This is a genomic window from Thiorhodococcus mannitoliphagus, from assembly GCF_010915725.1.
Classification (GTDB): Bacteria; Pseudomonadota; Gammaproteobacteria; order Chromatiales; family Chromatiaceae; genus Thiorhodococcus; species Thiorhodococcus mannitoliphagus.
This window is the reverse complement of sequence record NZ_JAAIJR010000014.1, coordinates 26,557-44,253: the sequence shown is the minus strand read 5'-3', so window position 1 is coordinate 44,253 and position 17,697 is coordinate 26,557. Positions and strand designations below refer to the sequence as shown.

The window sequence follows — 17,697 nt, the reverse complement described above, 5'->3', positions numbered from 1 at the left end:
ACTGCCAACTGCCAACTGCCAACTGCCTATGTCCGAGCGCCGTCAAATCTTCCGTCAAGCCGCATTGGATCGGCTGGCCTCCAGCGAGCATCTCGATCAGCCGATGCGTCTCGTCGGCGGCGCCGGTTGGCTCGTCTTGCTGGCGCTGGGCGTGGCCATTCTGGGGGCCATCCTCTGGTCGGCGACTGCGACCGCGCCGGTCAAGGTGAAGGCGCGCGGCATCCTGATCGCGGCGGGCGGGCTGGATCAGATCGTCGCCTCCGTGCCAGGGCGGCTGCTTACGCTGGACATCCGTCCCGGAGACGCCGTCGCGGTCGGCGATCTGGTCGCCCAGGTCGAGCAAGGCGAGCTGCGGCGCGAGCTGGAGACGGCTCGCGCCCGACTGGAGGATGCGCGCGCCCAGTTCCGCGAGCTGGAGGTCTTTCATCGCGACAAGGAGGCGCGCGAGCGTCTGCTCGAGACCGAGCGTCTCGGCACCATCGCCCAGACGCGCCGTCTCTTGGAGGAGCGCCTGGTCTTGCTGGACAAGAAGCATGCGAGTGTCTCCAAGCTGGTGGAGAAACGGGTGATTACGGACGACGAGCTCATTGAGGTGCAGCTCGGCCTCTCCGACGTGCGCGAACGTCTCGCCGAACTCGACGACGAGCAGAAGGCCATCGCGCTGCGCAAGGAGGAGCGCGCGGGCGAGGACAAGCTGACCATGCTCGAAAAGCGCCTGCGCATCCAGGAGTCCGAGCGTTCGGTCGAGCGGCTCGAGGCACGGCTCGGCGAGCAAGGACGTCTGCTGAGCGCCCATGCGGGGCGGGTGCTGGAGGTCATGGTCGGCGCCGGGGACGTGGTTCAGCCCGGCGAGACCCTGGCGACGGTCGCGCCGGTCGGTGGCGCGCGTGAGCATCTGGTGGCCTTCGCCTATGTCAAGCCGACGGACGGCAAGCGGGTTCGCCCCGGCATGGACGTCGAGGTCCTGCCCTCGGCCTTTCGGCCCGAGGAGTTCGGCTATCTGCGCGGGCGGGTGGAGCAGGTCTCCGAGCTGCCGGCGACACGGGCCGGCATGCGCCGTCTGCTCAAGAACGAGCAGTTGGTGCAGGATCTCACGACCGCCGGTGCGCCCTTTCAGGTGCGGGTCGCCTTGCTCGAGGATGCAGCCACCCCGAGCGGCTATCAGTGGTCGTCGTCCCGTGGTCCGGATGCGCGGATCAATGCCGGGATGCTCATCGAGGCGCGTGTCATCGTCGATCGCGAGCGCCTGCTCATCCTCGCGGTGCCTCAGGTCGAGCGCCTTGGCACGCTGGGCGGGAGCCGTTGAGGGTGGCTTTCTGGCGACGGTCCGGCGATCGGCGCGGGCGCTTGGCGCGCACCGAGACGGTCTTGCAGCTGGAGGCGGCCGAGTGCGGCGCGGCCTCGCTGGCGATGGTGCTGTCGTACTTCGGCCGTCACATCCCGCTCGAGGAGTTGCGCGCCCTGTGCGGTGTGTCGCGCGATGGCTCCAAGGCGTCCAGCATCCTCAAGGCGGCACGTTCCCTGGGCTTGACGGCCAAGGGCTTCAAGGCCGAGCCCAAAGACCTACGCAATCTTGCGCCGCCCATGATCGCCTTCGTCAACTTCAATCACTTCGTGGTCGTCGAGGGGCTACGCGGCGATGAGGTGATGCTCAAGGATCCGGCCGTGGGTCGCCGGGTCCTCTCCATGGAGGCCTTCGACGCCATCTTCACCGGGGTGGTGCTCACCTTCGAACCGGGTCCGGACTTCACGCGCGGCGACTCTCGGCCGCCGCTCTGGGGCGCGCTGCTGGCGCGCACGCGGGGCTTTCGCGGGGCGATCACCTATGTCCTGCTGGCCAGTCTGATGCTGGTCATCCCGGGGGTGCTCATCCCGGTCTTCGCACGGCTCTTCGTGGACCGAGTGCTGGTTCAGGGGCTGCACGACTGGCTGCCGGCACTGCTGCTCGGCATGCTGCTGACGGCCGCCGCGCGCTATGCGCTGAGTCTGCTCAAGGACCATTATCTGACGCGGGCGGAGCTGCAGCTCGCGGTTCAGGGCTCGCGCGAGCTCTTCGCCCATATCCTGCATCTGCCGCTGGCCTTCTTCGGGGCACGCTATAGCGGGGAGATCGCCGACCGCCTGCGCTTGAGCGATCGGCTGGCGGCGCTGCTGACCGGCGAGCTGGCGCAAGCGGCGCTCAGCTTGGTGACCGCGGTCTTTTTTCTTGCCGCCATGGCGATGCTGAGCTGGCGCGTCGCCCTGGTGGTCGCGGCGCTGAGTCTGCTCAATTGGCTGGTGTTGCTCCTCAGCGCGAGCCGGGTCGCCGAGGGGCATCAGCGGCTGGGCATCGAGCGCGGCAAGCTGCTGGGCACCGGCATGGCCGGCCTGCAGGATATCGAGACCTTCAAGGCGGCCGGCTACGAGGACAGCTTCTTCGCGCGCTGGACCGGGCTGCATGCCCAGGTCCAGGGCTCGCAGCAAGCGGTCGGCGCCGCCACTATTCTAGTGGGCGCCTTTCCCAGTCTCACGAGCAGTCTGACGACGGCGTCGGTGCTGACCATCGGTGGACTGGAGATCATGCAGGGCGGTCTCAGCGTGGGCTCGCTGGTCGCGCTGCAGTCGCTGGCCGCCAGCTTCGCCGCACCCATGGCGACCCTGTCCGGGCTCGGGATGGGCATTCAGGACGTCAAGTCGAACGTTGCGCGTATCGAGGACGTCATGAGTCAGGACGTCGAGGGCGCGGCCGCCGACCGGCCCGATGCGCCCTCTGCGGAGGCGCTGCCGCAGGGACATTTGCGGCTGCGCGGGGTGAGCTTTGGCTACCTGCCCTTGGAGCCGCCGATGATCGAGGGGCTCGATCTGGAGATTCCGGCCGGCGCGCGCGTCGCGCTGGTCGGTGCGTCCGGCTCCGGCAAGTCGACCATCGGACGCTTGATCGCTGGGCTGGTGCGGCCGAGCGCGGGGGACATCCTGCTGGACGGGGCGCCGCTGGCTGCGTGGCCATCGAGTCTGCGCTGCGCCGCGTTGGCCTTCGTCGATCAGGAGATCCTGCTGTTCGAGGGCAGCATCCGCGACAATTTGCGGCTCTGGGACCCGACGGTGCCGGATGCCGCCGTGGTACGCGCGGCCGAGGACGCGGAGATCCACGCGCACATCGCCTCGCGCTCGGGCGGTTACGGCGCCCCGGTCGAGGAGGCCGGTCGCAATTTCTCCGGCGGTCAGCGCCAGCGGCTCGAGATCGCCCGCGCCCTGGTCGGAGACCCGCGCGTACTGGTGCTCGATGAAGCCACCAGCGCCCTGGACCCGGTGACCGAGAGTCGGCTCATGGAGAACCTCAAGCGACGCGGCTGCACCCTCATCATCATCGCCCACCGCCTGAGCACCATTCGCGACTGTGACGAGATCCTGGTGCTGGAGCGCGGCGTGCCCGTGGAGCGCGGCACGCACGGCGACTTGATCGCCCTGGGCGGCACCTATAAGAGGCTGATCGACGAATGAGCCGACCCCGCGCCGCCCCAGTGGATGATGCCGAGCGGATCTCCCGGATCCAACGCTCGCGCGCGGAGAGCAAGGCGCGTGTGTCGCGCGCCCTGACGCGTCTCGATGCCATCACGCGAGGGGGCGCCGAGCTTGCCGCCGACGGCGCCTTGGTGCCCGCAGCGGCTGCGGTGCGGCGGGTGCTGGCGTGCTGCGGTTACGCGGTCCCGGCAGCGCGCCTGGCGGGAGCCGAGGCGGGGCTCGGGGGCATCCCGGACCTGGCGCGCCGCGCGGGCGGTCGCGCGCGCGAGGTGCTGCTCGATGCGGGATGGTCCGATCAGGATATCGGCCCGCTGGTGGCGCTGCGCCGCGTCGTCCGAGCGGACTCGGATGCGGATGCCGAGGCGGCCACGGAGGAGCACCCAGTCTCCCTCATCCGGCGTTGGCGCCGTTATCACTTCACCGATCATGTCACGGGCGAGCAGGGCACCCTGACGCCCGCCGTGGCACGCACCCTGCAGCCGCGCGCCTATGCGCTCTATCCGCCCTTGCCCGAGCATGCCGACCGGCTCACCCGCCTGATGTCGGTGCTGTGGCCGGGGAGCGGCCGTGATCTGCTCGCGCTCTGTGCCGCCGGCGCGCTGCTCGCGGTGCTCGGGGCGCTCTTTCCGCTTGCGACTGCGCTGATCGTGGACGTCCTCATCCCAGGCGCCGAGTCCAGCTTGCTGGTCCAGCTCGGTCTGGCGCTGGGCGTGGGTGCCTGCCTGACGTTTTTGGTCGACATCATGCAGGAGCGTGCGCAGTTGCGTATCGAAGGCCGCACCGCCGAACGGCTGCAGGCCTCGCTCTGGGACCGTGTGTTGCGTCTGCCGGCGAGCTTCTTTAAGGGCTTCTCGTCTGGCGATCTCAACGCCCGCATCACAGATGTCGAGCGGCTGCGCGAGCTGCTGCTGGAACTCATGTTGTCGACCGGGATCACGGCGGTCTTCTCGCTCTTCTATCTGGTGCTGCTGTGGCTCTATCTGCCGCAGCTCGCGCTGGTCGCCGTTGCCCTGGTGCTGCTGCTGGCGCTGAGCTCGGCGCTCGCCGGCTGGCTCAAGCTCAAGCATGTCGAGCGGCTGGCGGTCGCCGATGGTCGCCTGGCGGGCCTAGTGCTGCAGCTCTTGCAGGGCATCCTCAAGCTGCGGGTGGCGGGGGCGGAGGGCCGCGCGCTCGCCCAATGGGCCGAGCGCTATGCCGAGGAGCGCGAGGCGACGCGGGCCTTGCGGGTCGTCTCCTATCATTACAGCGCCTTCGCCGACGCCTTCCAGACCCTGAGCCTCGGTCTGCTCTTCGCCCTGGTGCTGGTGCTGGCCGCCGAGCAGCCCTCGGCTGGGGTCTTCATCGCCTTTCTGAGCGCCCATGCGGCCTTCCAGTCGGCCTTCGTCGGGCTGAGCCATGCGCTGCTGCAGATCCTGACGGCCATGCCCTACCTGGAGCGCGCGCGTCCCATCTTGAGCGCACCGCTCGAGCAGCAGGTCGGGGCGCGTCACCCAGGTCGGCTGCAAGGCGAGGTGCAGGTCTCCGAGGTCACCTTCGCCTACACCCCGGGTGCCGAGCCCATCCTGAGCGAGCTGTCGCTGCGGTTGGAGCCCGGCGAGCATGTCGCGCTGGTCGGACCCTCGGGCTCCGGCAAGTCGACCCTGCTGCGACTCTTGCTCGGCTTCGAGACGCCGCAAGCTGGGGCCGTCCTCTTCGACGGGCAGGAGTTGAGCAGCCTGGATCTGGCCGCGCTGCGGCGTCAGATCGGCGTGGTGCTGCAGACCGGGCGGGTCTTTGCCGGGACCATCTACGACAACATTCGCGGGGCGAGCGCCGCGACGCTCGACGACTGCCTGCGGGCGGCGGCGGATGCGGGGCTGGAGCGCGATCTGGAGCAATTCCCGCTGGGTCTGCATACGCCGCTGACCGAGGGGGCGAGCACCATTTCAGGGGGTCAGCGCCAGCGCATCCTCATCGCCCGCGCCTTGGTGCAGCAGCCCCGGCTGCTCTTCATGGACGAGGCGACCAGCGCCCTGGACAACCGCTCTCAAGCCCGCGTGACCGCCAGCCTGGAGCGGCTCGCCGTGACCCGCTTGGTCATCGCCCATCGGTTGAGCACCATCCGCAACGCCGACCGAATTCTGGTCATGGACGCGGGCCGCGTCGTGGAGTCCGGCGACTATGACACCCTGATTGCGTGCAACGGCCCCTTCGCGCGGCTGGCGCAGCGTCAGATTCTTTAGACGAGCGAAAGGGCTGAACGCCATGCGCAAGGCACTCTTCATCCTCGCCGAACTCGAGGATCGCGACCTGCTCTGGCTGGTCGAGTCGGGCCGTCGCCGGACCATTGCGGCCGGGACGACGCTGATCGCCGCGGGCGGGGAGGTTACGGAGCTGTCGATCCTCGTCGAGGGACAGCTCGACGTCATCCTGCCGCCCGACAAGATCATCGGCGAACTCTTGGTGGGGGACATCATCGGCGAGATGTCGCTCATCGAGAAGCGTCCGCCCGAGGTGTCCTTGCTGGCCGCCGAAGAGACCCGTCTGCTCAGCCTGCCGCATGAGGCGGTGCGGCGGCGTCTGGCCGATGACCAAGGCTTCGCGGCGCGCTTCTACCGCGCCCTCGCGGTGATGCTAGCCGACCGCCTGCGCACCCGCGTCGCCCGTCTTGCCAGGAGCGAGCAGGCAGGGGAGGGCGACGCTGACGCCTTCGCCCGCGAGAGCGAGCTGGACGAAGGCATCTTGGACAACCTGCATGTCGCCGGCGAGCGCATGCGCAGGCTGCTGCGGCTGCTCGAGGAGGAGCGGGGCTGATCCGTCTGCCAACGCCTTACTGCGTTGGCGGCGACTCGGTGGATGTCTCGCAGCGGTAGTGCAGGGTCACCTGTCCGGTGTCGCCCGATCTCTGGCCGAAACGGAGCAGACCACGGCCGCGCAGCCAGCGCTGTTCGCGATGCACGATGATGGGCGCCTGCGCGTCGTCCTCGAAGATCGAGGTGCCGTTGGTGCTCTGGTCGACGTAGATGATCCGGCCCTTTTGATATTCTAGACGGCCGTGTCGGCGCGAGACGCAGCTCTCCGGGATCATCAGGTCGTTACCCTCTTCTCGGCCGATGCTCAGGACGTGCCGCTTGGCATCCAGGGTGAAGCTCTGGCCGCCGTAGCTCAGGCTGCAGCGACAGTAGTGCTCGCCCATCGCCAGCGGCTGTGCGCTTTGGGCGATGAGGGTGACGCTCGGGTCTTGACGCATGACCTCATAGATCTCGACGGGTGCGTCATAGCCCTTGATGCGGATCTGGTCCGCGACGCGGAAGCGCATGTCGGACATGACCCCGGCCGCGTTCAGCGTCTCTTGGGTGGTGAGGATCTGATCGGTCTTGGCGAGATCGACCATGCGCTTGGCGATATGGATGGTGTCGCCGAACAGCTGGTCTTGCTGAACGAGAAGGCGCCCGTGGTGCAGCCCGACGTGCATCCTGAGGGTCGCGGGCAGCTCCCCGGCCTCGCCGGCGGCCTTGACCGCGCGCTGGATCTCGAGTGCGGCGCGCAGCGCCTCGCGCGGGTCGGCGAAGGTGCACATGAGTTCGTCGCCGATCTTCTCGCGCACCTGGCCGTGGTGCAGCCTGACCGCCGCCGCCACGCACTCCAAGCAGCGCTGAATGAGCTGATGGGCGACCTGGTCGCCGTGCGCTTGAATGATGCGCGTACTGCCGCTGATGTCAGCGAATACCAGGGTGAGGGTCTCGACCTGCTCCGACATGTCTGCTCCGATTCGTCGTCCTACTAGGCGTCGATAATCGTTTTGGCCAGTCGTCTTCTGTAGGGTGGACAAGCGTAGCGCAGTCCACCAACGCTGGCGCGGGATTCGGTGGACTTCGCGCTCGCTCGTCCGCCCTACCGGTCCAACTGACGACCAAGGCCTCCTGCGAGACGCAAGTGTCGCGGCGATCTGTGTGGGATCTCCGGTCGGGCCGAGGCTGTTGTTGGCGGCCGCAGGGCGTGATTCCAGGCGGCATCGGCATCGACGCGGATCCATTTAATCTCGAAACGAGGCGAACCGCCAAGAGGTCTCGCTCGAACTCCAAGAAGTTGGCGCGCATTGCCGTCCATCAACAGGCGCGACATCCTAAGAAAGTGTCCATCAACAACTTCCCCCCTTTCGCAAAGGGGGGCTCGGGGGGATTTCGGGCGGCATCGCTCGCATCGGGAAACAATTGATGAGCGCTTTCTAAGTCGGTGAAGCGACGGCGCCGCAGTTGATCCTCGACAGGGCTGTCAGCTGATGATCCACCCAGCCGCGCGGTCTGTGGGAGCGGCGCCCCGCCGCGACGGGCGCGTCAGCGCGTCCAGCGTCGCGCCGGGGCGCCGCTCCCACGCATGATCGCGCCCCATCCGGCAAGCCGCTGTAGGACCACGCTTGCGCCGGTGGTGCCCTTTGAGCGCCTTCTCAGAGAACCCCGCTGCAGCCAGCGAGGACCGCCCGTCACGGGACCATTGGATTCAGCTTGATCGCAGTCTCGTCGTTGATCGTTGATTAAAGCAATCGATTGATTTAATCTCGGCGAGTATCTAACGCCCAACCGAGTCTGAGCCATCGTGTCCGACCGACCTGCGAACACCGAAACAGCCGCCGACACCCGCCAACGCTTGCTGCGCAGCGCCCTGCACGCCTTCGGGCACAACGACTACGACGCGGTCTCCAACCGCCAATTGGTGCAGGACGCCGGTGCCAATATCGCGGCCATCTCTTATCACTTCGGCGGTAAGCGCGAACTCTATCTGGCCACCGCCGCCTACCTGGCCGAGCAGATGAGCGAGGGCATGCGCGAGCACCTGGAACGCATCGAGCAGGCTTTGCCCACCGCGTCGGCGGCTGACTGCCGACAAATGCTCGGGCAGTTGCTCAGTGGGCTGGCGCAACAGTTGATGGCTGGCCCATTCAGTGAGGATGCTCCCGGCTTCATCTTTCGCGAACAAAACCAACCGACCGAGGCCTTCGACGTGATCTACGCCAAACTCTTCGGCCCGATGCACGCAGTCATGGCCGGGCTGGTGGCCGGCGCCCGCGGTCGGGAGCAGGTGGATACCGAGTGCCGACTAGTCGCACACGCACTGACAGGGCCGCCCATCGCCTTCCGCGCCGCGCGCACGACGCTGCTGCGCCATCTCGGCCAGGACGCTTACGCCGCCGACGATGTGGCGCAGATCCAGGCGCTGCTGCAAGCGATCACCGAGGCCGCGCTGGACTATCGGTCCCTCGGCTCCAAACCCCTCCCCTCCAGCCCTCGCCAACCCAACTCAGGAGCAGACCGATGAGCGCCGAGCGACACGACCGCAAACACCGTTGGCTGATCCTGCCGCCCATCGCCATCGGGGTCGGCATCCTGGTCTGGATGGCCCAGGGCCGAGAGCCGCCGGCGCAAGCTGAACAGGGCGAGATCGCCCGCCCAGTGCGGGTGATCGAGGCGCCCGCCGTCGAACTGGTGCCGACCGCCGAGGGCTATGGCCCGGTGCGCCCGGCACGGGTCTGGAAGGCGGTCGCTCAGGTGGCCGGGCGCATCATCGAGATCCACCCACGGCTGCGCGACGGGGAGATCCTGGCGGCCGGCACCGAGCTGGTGCGCATCGACCCCATCGACTACGAGCTGGCGCTGGCGCAGGCGCAGGCCGAACTCGCGGAGCTGAGGGTTCAGGAGCAGAACACCCGCGCCTCGCTGGAGATCGAGGAGCGCAATCGCGAACTGGCCAATCAGGAGCTGGAGCGGCTGCGCAAACTCGCCGGCAAGGGCACCGCCTCCGCCAGCGACGTAGATCAGGCCGAGCGCACCGCGCTGACCAGCAATAGCGCGGCGCAGAATCTGCGCAACACCCTGACCCTGATTCCGACTCAGCGCCAGGTGCTGGAGACTCAGGTCGCCCGTGCCGAGCGCGACCTGGGGCGCACCCGAATCCTGGCGCCTTTCGATCTGCGCGTCGCTAATCTGGCTGTGGAGGCGGATCAATATGTCGGCGTCGGTCAGACCCTGTTTGAGGGCGACTCCGTGGACCGGGTGGAAATTGACGTCCAGGTGCCGCTCTATAGCCTACGACGCCTGTTCATCGGCATGCCGACACCGGATCTATCACAGACCTCTGGCCAACTGGATCCGACCCGATTGAATGAGCTTTTGTCGAAGCTGGTCGGCCTCGACCCCCTGGTGCGGCTGGACCTGGGCAATTCGGTGGCCGAATGGCAGGCGGAGTTCGTGCGCATGGACGATCAGGTGGACCCGCAGACCCGCACCATGGGCGTGGTGGTCGCAGTGGACCGATCCTTCGACAAGGTCATCCCCGGCGAGCGCCCGCCCCTGTCCAAGGGCATGTTCGTTCAGGTGCTGCTGCGCGGGCGCGCCCAAGGCCCGCGGGTCGTCGTGCCCCGCAACGCCGTGCGCGACGGTGCCGTCTATTTGGTGGACGCCGAGCAGCGTCTGCGCCGCCAGCCGGTGGAAGTGCTGTTCAATCAGGGTGACTACAGCGTCATCGGCGCTGGGCTTACGGCCGGCCAGCAGGTGGTGCTGTCGGACCTGGTGCCCGCCGTCGACGGCATGCTGCTCGACCCGCAGCCCGATCTTGAACTAGCCGCCGAGCTGCAAGCCCTCGGGGACGCGCCATGATCGCCTGGTTCGCCCGCCATCAGACTGCGGCCAACCTGCTGATGGCCGCCATCATGATCCTCGGCCTCACCGCGCTGCCCGGCCTGCAGCGCGAGACCCTGCCGGAGATCCAAAACGATAAGGTCCAGATCCAGCTGATCTACCGTGGCGCCACCGCCGAGGACGTGGAAGACGCCGTCTGTCGCCGCCTGGAAGACGCCATCGAGGGCATCACCGATCTGGATGAGCTGCGCTGCGAGTCCCGCGAGGGCGTCGGCACCGCCACCGCGGTGATGCGCGAGGGCGCGGACATGATGCGCTTCCTCGATGACGTGAAGTCCGAGGTGGACGCCATCGACGACTTCCCGGACCAGGTCGAGACGCCGGTGATCACCGAACTCGGCCGCACCGAGCCCGTGATCTCGCTGGCCGTCACCGGCCCCGCAGACGCCGTCGACCTCAAGGCCTATGCCGAGGACCTCAAGGACCGGATCTTGGCGGAGACCGCGGTCGCCGAGGTGAACGTCTCCGGCTTCTCCGATCATCACATCCGCATCGAGATCCCGGCCTGGCGGCTACGCCAGTACGGTCTCTCCGTGCAAGACATCGCCAACGCGGTCGGTCGGCAGAGCCTGAGCAGCCCAGCGGGACGGCTCGAAGGCGGCTCGGAGGACCTGCTGCTGCGCTTCGACGATCAACGCAAGCGCGCCGGAGACTTCGGCGATCTGGTGGTCATCTCAGGCGGCACCGGCGCCAGCATCCGTCTCGGCGAGATCGCCAGCATCACCGACCGCTTCGACCGCGACGAGGAGAAGATCCTGTTCGACGGCCAGCGCGCCGCGGTGCTGGACATCGCCAAGACCCGCGATCAAGACGTGCTCGACCTGCTGGCACAGGTGCGCGGCTTCGTCGCCGCTGAACGGATCGCCACGCCCGCCGGCGTCGGGTTGCATCTAACCCAGGACCGCGCGTCCATCGTGCAGGACCGGCTCGATATGCTGACGCGCAACGGCGTGCAGGGGCTGGCGGCGGTGTTCTTCATCCTCTGGCTGTTCTTCGGGCTGAGGTACAGCTTTTGGGTCGCCATGGGGTTGCCGGTGTCCTTCCTCGGGGCGCTGTTCCTGCTGCCGGTGTTCGGTGTCACCATCAATATGATCTCGATGGTGGGCCTGCTGATCGGCGTCGGCCTGCTGATGGATGATGCCATCGTCATCTCCGAGAACATCGCCGCACGCATGGCCAAGGGCGACAGCCCGGCCCAGGCCGCCATCGAGGGCTCGCGCGAGGTGCTGCCGGGCATCCTGTCATCGTTCGCGACCACGCTGCTGGTGTTCGGCTCGCTGGTGTTTATCTCCGGAGAGATCGGACAGATCCTGCGCATCATGCCCATCGTGTTGATCCTGGTGCTCTCGGTGAGCCTGCTGGAGGCCTTCCTGATCCTGCCGCATCACCTGAATCATTCGCTGGCGCATCAGCGCGGCGAGCGGCCATCGCGCTTCCGGCAGGGCTTCGAGCGCGGGTTCGAGGGCCTGCGCGACAGCGCCTTCGGCCGGTTGCTGGACCGCGCCGTCGATTATCGCTATCTGACGGTCGGCCTGGTGCTAATGCTGTTCATCCTCGCCATCGCGATGCCGGTGGGCGGCAAGCTCAAGTTCGTCGGCTTTCCGGACCTGGACGGCGACGTGGTCGAGGCCCGCATCCTGTTGCCCCAGGGCACCCCGCTGGCGCGCACCGAGGCGGTCGTCGCACGGGTCGCGGGGGCGCTGGCCGAGGTCAACGACGCCTTCCGCGAGCGCCAGCCCGACCGGCAGGATCTGGTGCAATCGGTCACCGTGATCTTCGGCGAGAACCCCGACGCCTACGAGACCGGCCCCCATGTGGCGCGCGTGGTCGCTGACCTGCTCGGTACCGAGGAGCGGGACGCCGCGCTGGACGCGGTGCTCAACACCTGGCGCGCCGCAGTCGGCGAGCTGCCGGACGTCATCAGCATCAAGTACACCGAGCCCGCCATCGGTCCTGGCGGGCGCCCCATCGATCTGCGTCTGGTGGGTGCGAGCCTCGACCAGCTCAAGGCCGCGTCCAATGCGCTCCAGGCCTATCTCAACCGCTTCGCCGGCGTGCTCGACCTCAGCGACGACCTGCGCCCAGGCAAGCGCGAGTATCGGCTGCGCCTGAAGCCGGACGCCGGCGTGCTGGGTCTGGACGCACGCACGGTCTCCGACCAACTGCGCGCCGCCTATCAGGGCATGAAGGTGGACGAGTTCCCGCTCGGCGCCGAGACCTACGAGGTCAACCTGCGCGTTGCCGCGAGCGACCGCACCGGTCCCGCCGATCTGGAAGCCTTCACCGTCACCGGCCGAGACGGCGCCTTGATCCCGCTCGCCGCCGTGGCCGACATCGAGCCGGTGCGCGGCTGGGCGCGCATCAACCGCGTCGACGGCCAGCGCGCCGTCACGGTGCAAGGCGACGTCGATCGCAATCTCGCCAACGCCCAAGAGCTGCTGGGCCAGGCCCGCGCCCACTTCATCCCCGACCTGCTGGAGGGCTATCCAGGCGTGCGGCTGGACGTGGAGGGCGAGAGCAAGGAATCCGCCAAGACCGGCCAGTCCATTGTGCGCAACGTCCTGCTCGGCCTGATCGGCGTCTACATGCTGCTGGCCTTGCAGTTCCGCGGCTACCTGGCGCCCATCACCGTGATGCTGGTGATCCCCACCGCGCTCATCGGCGTCGTCTTCGGCCACATGGCCCTGGGGCTCGACCTGACCATGCCCAGCATCGTCGGCATGGCCTCGCTGTTCGGCGTCGTCGTCAACGACAGCATCCTGCTGGTCGTCTTCATCCGCCAGGCACGCCTGAGCGGCATGGCCACCATCGACGCCGCCAAGCAAGCCGGCCGCGCCCGCTTCCGCCCTATCCTGCTCACCTCCATCACCACGGTCGCCGGCCTGACCCCACTGCTGTTGGAGAAGAGCCTACAGGCCCAGATCTTGATCCCGCTCGCCGCGAGCATCGCCTTCGGATTGGTCACCGCCACCATCGCGGCGCTGTTCATGGTGCCGGCGGTGTATGTGATCCTGGATGACTTCGGGGCGCTTGGGGCGTTGGAGGGGGAGGGGGATGAGCCGGCGGAAGATCAGGTTAGGGCTTAGCGGTGCCAAATGTGCAAAAGTCCCTCCTAACGGCGTCGCGGCGCGCTTTGGCACGGGGCGAGATTACGGCGATCTTTACGTTCGCCCGCGATCCATCGTCGCGCCTACGCCAAGCTTCAGGCAGTGGATGCGGCGGATACGCTGGCGTTTTTGCGCGCACCGCCGTCAAACCGACTGGAGCAATTGCATGGCGACCGCGACGGCCAGTGGAGCATCCGCATCAATGACCAGTGGCGCGTCTGCGGCCTCGATCATCGGTAGAACCAGTAGGGTGGACGAGCGAGAGCGAAGTCCACCGAATCCCGCGCCGACGCGGGTGCAATACGGTGCGCTTGTCCAACCTCCGAAGTGACGCGGGCGCAACCATGATCGACGCCGCGTCTGCTTCCGGTGGGAGGACCACGATGCTTATGAAGTCGAGGTGACGGACTACCACTGAGCATGGGCCAAAATCAGCCGCGATAAACGCTTAAACCGCCTATAGGAGTAGAACCATGAGTATCCATAGAGAGCAACTAGAGGAGATCGACTTCACCGACGTTGCAGAGGGCACCGACCTCCTGCCCGCGGTCCCCCCCGGCGAGATCCTGCGTGAAGACTTTATGAAGCCATTGGGTCTCTCGGCCAACGCCCTGGCCAAGGCCCTGCATGTCCCGACCAACCGGATCACCGCCATATTGAATGGCAGCCGCTCCATCACCGCCGATACGGCGCTGCGCCTAGCCCGGTACTTCAACACGACGCCGACGTCATGGTTGAACCTGCAGAAGAACTACGAACTGGAAAGTCGCAAGACGCAGGGTTGCCGCGACTATCCAGGCCAAGGTGCAGCCACGGGCCGCCTAACCCAGACGGCGTGAGTGCCTATCAATAATGCATGTCAGGTCGGGTCGGCGTTGGGAGGAGCGCGTCGATGAGTTCGAGCGGGAGAATGCGGTCCCCGCCGAACTTCAGGCGCGGGTCCGTGCCTCGCTGGCGCGGGGCGACTGATTTGCGCCTGTTCCTCGACGCCAACATCCTGTTCAGCGCGGCGTACCGCGACACTAGCCCGGCGCTGCTGCTCTTCGAGCTGGCCTCAGCCGGCCGATGCCGCCTAGTGACCTCGACGTTCGCTTGGGGCGAGGCCCACTGAAACATCACCCTCAAGTATCCGCAACGCGCACCCTCACTGGATGCGCTGAATGCTCAGACCGGGCTATTGGGTGCATCCCTCGCCGCCGCGACGCTCGCTCGCAAAAAACCTAGTGAAATGCTGAGAAATGACCATGTGCTGAACATGGTATCCCTTGAGCTTTTCTTGTGAGCAACTATTCTCCCCATCGTGAGTCGATGACTCCAAGGCGTCGGGCAGAAGTCCGCGTCACGAGTCCCTGGCCAATGAGGCAGGGTATCGAGGAATCAACGAGAGTGAGGTGACTGAAATGTCTGAAGAAAAGCTTCGCGAGAATGACCGTCGGGCATTGTGGTACGGGGTCGCGATTTGCTTGCTCCCGCTGGTCCCCTATGCGCTTCGAGGGGGCGCGTAAGCGAGTCGATCGCGACGGGACGGCTCCTTCGCTTGCCAATGCTGACGGCAAGCTGGGCAAGGTCGATCAAACTGATATCTGAACATTATCTGCTCATTTGTCGAGGTTCATGCCATGTCTGAAGAAAAGCTCCGAGAGAACGATCGCCGGGCGTTTTGGTACGGAATCGCGATCTGTCTTGTCCCACTCGTCCCCTACGCCCTGAGAGGTGGTGCCTAACTGGGCCACTCCAGCTGCTGACCGCTCGGGATGTCCCTAGCCGGATCAGCTCCGAGACGTTGGAGGATTGCTTCAACGTCTCGGCGATACCATTCCAGCAGACGAGTGTCTAAGTCATGTGACGGGGCCAATGGCCCCGTTTCTCGTTGTCGTCCGCGTGGTGCTCCTCCGCCTCAGAAATCCGCAGTCGGTCGATCTGCCAAGGCGTACTCGGTTCGAGCACGCGTCTCCCAGAGCCAGCAAACTCGAGCAAGGTGGAAGACAGGCCTCTGTCGGACAAGCACCGATCTGCGCGGGGCGATGCTGATCGCATGGGTCATACCCATCCGTGATCTGAGCGAGCGGTAGACAGTATCTTCGGCAACCACTCCGGGGAGTGGCTCATTCAGCGGTCATATTTGATCAGCAGTCGGGCGTTGATCTCATTGATGTCGAGCGCGGTCGGGTCGAAGGCGCCGCCGACCCACTCCAGGCAGTCCACGTGCTCCGGGTGCTTGGGGTCCGCGATGGCTTCCAGGAATCCGTAGTAGCCCCAGAGTCCGCCGACGTCTTCCGGCGGGCAGGCGCCTTTGCCCTTGAGGCATTGCGGCAGCTTGGTCTCTGGTTCGACGAACATGGCTTTCTCCAGCGTGATCTTGTGTTGCCAGCTATCGCCGAAGTCGTACTCGTAGGTGATCGAGTCCTTTTCCCGCCGCAGCAGTTGGCTCAGCTTGTAGCGCGTCTCGTCCTGGATCTCGTGGAAATCGAAACCGAAGTCAGGGTCTGGAACCCCATAGAACGCGTTGCCCGCCTCGAACTGATGGAGGTGCGAATTCGTCCACCCCATCGCGATCTGGATAGCATGGTGAACCTCTGAAAGCGGAGTGGAACTGGCGATCAGCAGACGCCGCCAAATCGGCGGCTTGGCCCCGATGAGGCCGATCTTCAGCTGATAGGCTTTGGTGCGTGTTGCGGTCAAGATGATTCTCCCGATTTCTCTGATAGCGGCGCGCTCGGCCTGCCTTTCTCGGCAAGCTTGCGCTGCAGCGCTCAGGGCGTTCGGCTAGGATTGTGCTATCTGGCCGATGGCGCAAGCAATGAGTGCGTCGACCAGGAACCGCATCAGCGGCCCCGGATTCTGCGAAGTCGCGGCTGCGGCGACCGTCAGACCAGACGGCACCATGTCGAGGCTGGGCGGAAGCAAACAACCGCCTCAGGGGTCGGGCAGGATAGCGAAGGGGTTTGCGCCGAGCTGGAACTGGCGTCCAGCCTTAAGCGGCACTGCACCCGGCACGGGCTCTAGCCGCTCCCCTCCATGGCGTGCGGCCCCATCATGCGTCAAGGCGCAGGAGTCACATCAATGATCTTCAAACAATTGCTGGAAGCCGATTCATCCACCTACACCTATCTCATCGGCTGTCCAGAGACCGGTCAGGCGATTCTGGTCGACCCGGTCATCGATACGGTCGAGCGTGATTTGCAGCTCGTGAAGGATCTCGGGCTGAGCTTGTTCGCCACGCTGGAGACCCACGTCCATGCCGACCACCTCACCGGCGCGCGTCGACTGAAGCAGCGTGCTGGCTGTCGAATCGCCTATCCGAAGATGCTTGGGTTGCCGTGCGCCGATATCGGTGTTCAGGAAGGGGAGATTTTCGCGTTCGGCTCAATCGCGCTGCACCCGCTGTTTACACCGGGGCATACCGATCATCATCACGCCTACCTGATCGATACACCCGTGCAGAAGCTGCTGCTCACTGGCGACGCTCTCTTGATCGAGGGCTGCGGTCGTACCGATTTCCAATCCGGTGACGCGGGCGCGCTCTACAACAGCATTCACAACAAGCTGTTCTCACTGCCGGATGAAACCCTGGTCTATCCCGGCCACGATTACGATGGCCGCTTCGTCTCGAGCATCGCCCAGGAGAAGGCCCGCAATCCGCGCCTTGGCGGAGGTCGCTCGAAGGACGCCTTCGTGGCCCTGATGGACGGGCTTGATCTTCCTTATCCACGCAAGATCGACTTCGCCGTGCCAGGCAACGAGGCCTGTGGCGAATGTCCGGCCAACGTACCCGAGCAATTCCGTGGTCCCTGTGCTGCGAGCGATCAAGGCTAATTGGCGCGCTGTTCAATCATGAGGCGCGATAGGTAATCACTATTGCGCCCTCCGTCGATAGAGTTTGAGGCTATTAAGATTTACCCAGCCTCTTGGTGTATTGGTGTACCTTCTTCCACGTTGATCTGTATGAATTGACAGCGTGCTCAGAGTCGCTGACCTTTCTCATATACTCATACTCGTAACTTGCATCAGGGTCCGAGAACACTGTTTCTGGAGAGAATGTATCTCGATAGCTATAGCTGCATTCGAATACTCCTATCAAGTAACAGTTTCTCCTATGCTTATTGATCGTCTTTTCGGAAAGACCTTGCTCTTCTAGGCTGTCTAGGAATCGGAATAAGAACTGGCCTAGCTGCTGCGCATATACGTGGGATTTGTCATCCCAATGCCAATCTCCGATAAAGTGCTCGAGATCGTTATCAGTTTCGTTCTTTTCACTCATGGTTCTTAAACACTCATGGTTCTTAAATGACTCTTCTCTTTGCCTAGGTTTCGTTCGGAGGATTCCAGCCGCGCCGCATTGAGGTCGGGTATTTGTATCGTCGCTCAAAATTTCTTCATCTAAAGTAGGGGGTTGATTATCAGACAGCCCAGTC

11 protein-coding genes and 2 pseudogenes are annotated in these 17,697 nt (G+C 65.5%); 11 read left to right on the top strand and 2 right to left on the bottom strand.

All coding sequences use genetic code 11. From position 1 onward, the window contains the following. Nucleotides 1-28 precede the first annotated feature (28 nt). From G3480_RS05260 to G3480_RS05245, 4 genes are read left to right on the top strand one after another with little or no spacing between them, the layout of a single operon-like run. Nucleotides 29-1,306, top strand: a complete 1,278-nt coding sequence (locus G3480_RS05260; protein WP_164652624.1) for an NHLP bacteriocin system secretion protein — start codon at nucleotides 29-31, stop codon at nucleotides 1,304-1,306. 2 nt (nucleotides 1,307-1,308) lie between these two features. Then, a complete protein-coding gene (locus G3480_RS05255) occupies nucleotides 1,309-3,480 on the top strand; it encodes an NHLP family bacteriocin export ABC transporter peptidase/permease/ATPase subunit (protein ID WP_206171506.1) in 2,172 nt (723 codons plus the stop codon). Further along, on the top strand, nucleotides 3,477-5,723 hold the full coding sequence (locus G3480_RS05250) for an NHLP bacteriocin export ABC transporter permease/ATPase subunit (RefSeq protein WP_164652622.1): 2,247 nt from the start codon (nucleotides 3,477-3,479) through the stop codon (nucleotides 5,721-5,723). The genes G3480_RS05255 and G3480_RS05250 overlap by 4 nt, the downstream gene beginning before the upstream one ends. A gap of 22 nt (nucleotides 5,724-5,745) precedes the next feature. Beyond that, complete coding sequence (locus G3480_RS05245) at nucleotides 5,746-6,294, top strand: cyclic nucleotide-binding domain-containing protein (RefSeq protein WP_164652621.1); 549 nt, start codon at nucleotides 5,746-5,748, stop codon at nucleotides 6,292-6,294. A 16-nt stretch (nucleotides 6,295-6,310) separates the two neighbouring features. Here the strand turns inward: G3480_RS05245 and G3480_RS05240 are convergent, their stop codons facing one another. Further along, nucleotides 6,311-7,240 (bottom strand): adenylate/guanylate cyclase domain-containing protein, encoded by a 930-nt coding sequence (locus G3480_RS05240; RefSeq protein ID WP_164652620.1) that lies wholly within the window; start codon nucleotides 7,238-7,240, stop codon nucleotides 6,311-6,313. Nucleotides 7,241-8,076: 836 nt separating this feature from the next. Between G3480_RS05240 and G3480_RS05235 the strand changes: the two genes are divergently transcribed. The 6 genes and pseudogenes from G3480_RS05235 to G3480_RS05210 all read left to right on the top strand — a co-directional run bounded on the left by G3480_RS05235 (nucleotide 8,077) and on the right by G3480_RS05210 (nucleotide 14,393). Continuing rightward, nucleotides 8,077-8,796: a CerR family C-terminal domain-containing protein gene (locus G3480_RS05235; RefSeq protein ID WP_164652619.1), complete on the top strand. Its 720-nt coding sequence runs from the start codon at nucleotides 8,077-8,079 to the stop codon at nucleotides 8,794-8,796. Beyond that, nucleotides 8,793-10,133, top strand: a complete 1,341-nt coding sequence (locus tag G3480_RS05230) for an efflux RND transporter periplasmic adaptor subunit (protein WP_164652618.1) — start codon at nucleotides 8,793-8,795, stop codon at nucleotides 10,131-10,133. The genes G3480_RS05235 and G3480_RS05230 overlap by 4 nt, the downstream gene beginning before the upstream one ends. Beyond that, nucleotides 10,130-13,261, top strand: coding sequence for an efflux RND transporter permease subunit (locus tag G3480_RS05225; protein ID WP_164652617.1), 3,132 nt, complete (start codon nucleotides 10,130-10,132; stop codon nucleotides 13,259-13,261). The genes G3480_RS05230 and G3480_RS05225 overlap by 4 nt, the downstream gene beginning before the upstream one ends. A 57-nt stretch (nucleotides 13,262-13,318) precedes the next feature. After that, nucleotides 13,319-13,522 (top strand): annotated as a pseudogene (locus G3480_RS28240) (type II toxin-antitoxin system RelE/ParE family toxin); the annotation flags it as partial. Between the two features lie 299 nt (nucleotides 13,523-13,821). Then, a pseudogene (locus G3480_RS05215) lies at nucleotides 13,822-14,107 on the top strand (HigA family addiction module antitoxin). Nucleotides 14,108-14,225: 118 nt separating this feature from the next. Then, a complete protein-coding gene (locus G3480_RS05210; RefSeq protein ID WP_164652615.1) occupies nucleotides 14,226-14,393 on the top strand; it encodes a PIN domain-containing protein in 168 nt (55 codons plus the stop codon). Nucleotides 14,394-15,391: 998 nt separating this feature from the next. Here the strand turns inward: G3480_RS05210 and G3480_RS05205 are convergent. After that, on the bottom strand, nucleotides 15,392-15,964 hold the full coding sequence (locus G3480_RS05205) for a plasmid pRiA4b ORF-3 family protein (protein WP_164652614.1): 573 nt from the start codon (nucleotides 15,962-15,964) through the stop codon (nucleotides 15,392-15,394). Nucleotides 15,965-16,345: 381 nt separating this feature from the next. On the opposite strand from G3480_RS05205, the gene G3480_RS05200 reads away from it, so the two are divergent. Next, complete coding sequence (locus tag G3480_RS05200; RefSeq protein ID WP_164652613.1) at nucleotides 16,346-17,098, top strand: MBL fold metallo-hydrolase; 753 nt, start codon at nucleotides 16,346-16,348, stop codon at nucleotides 17,096-17,098. The last annotated feature ends 599 nt before the right edge of the window (nucleotides 17,099-17,697 follow it).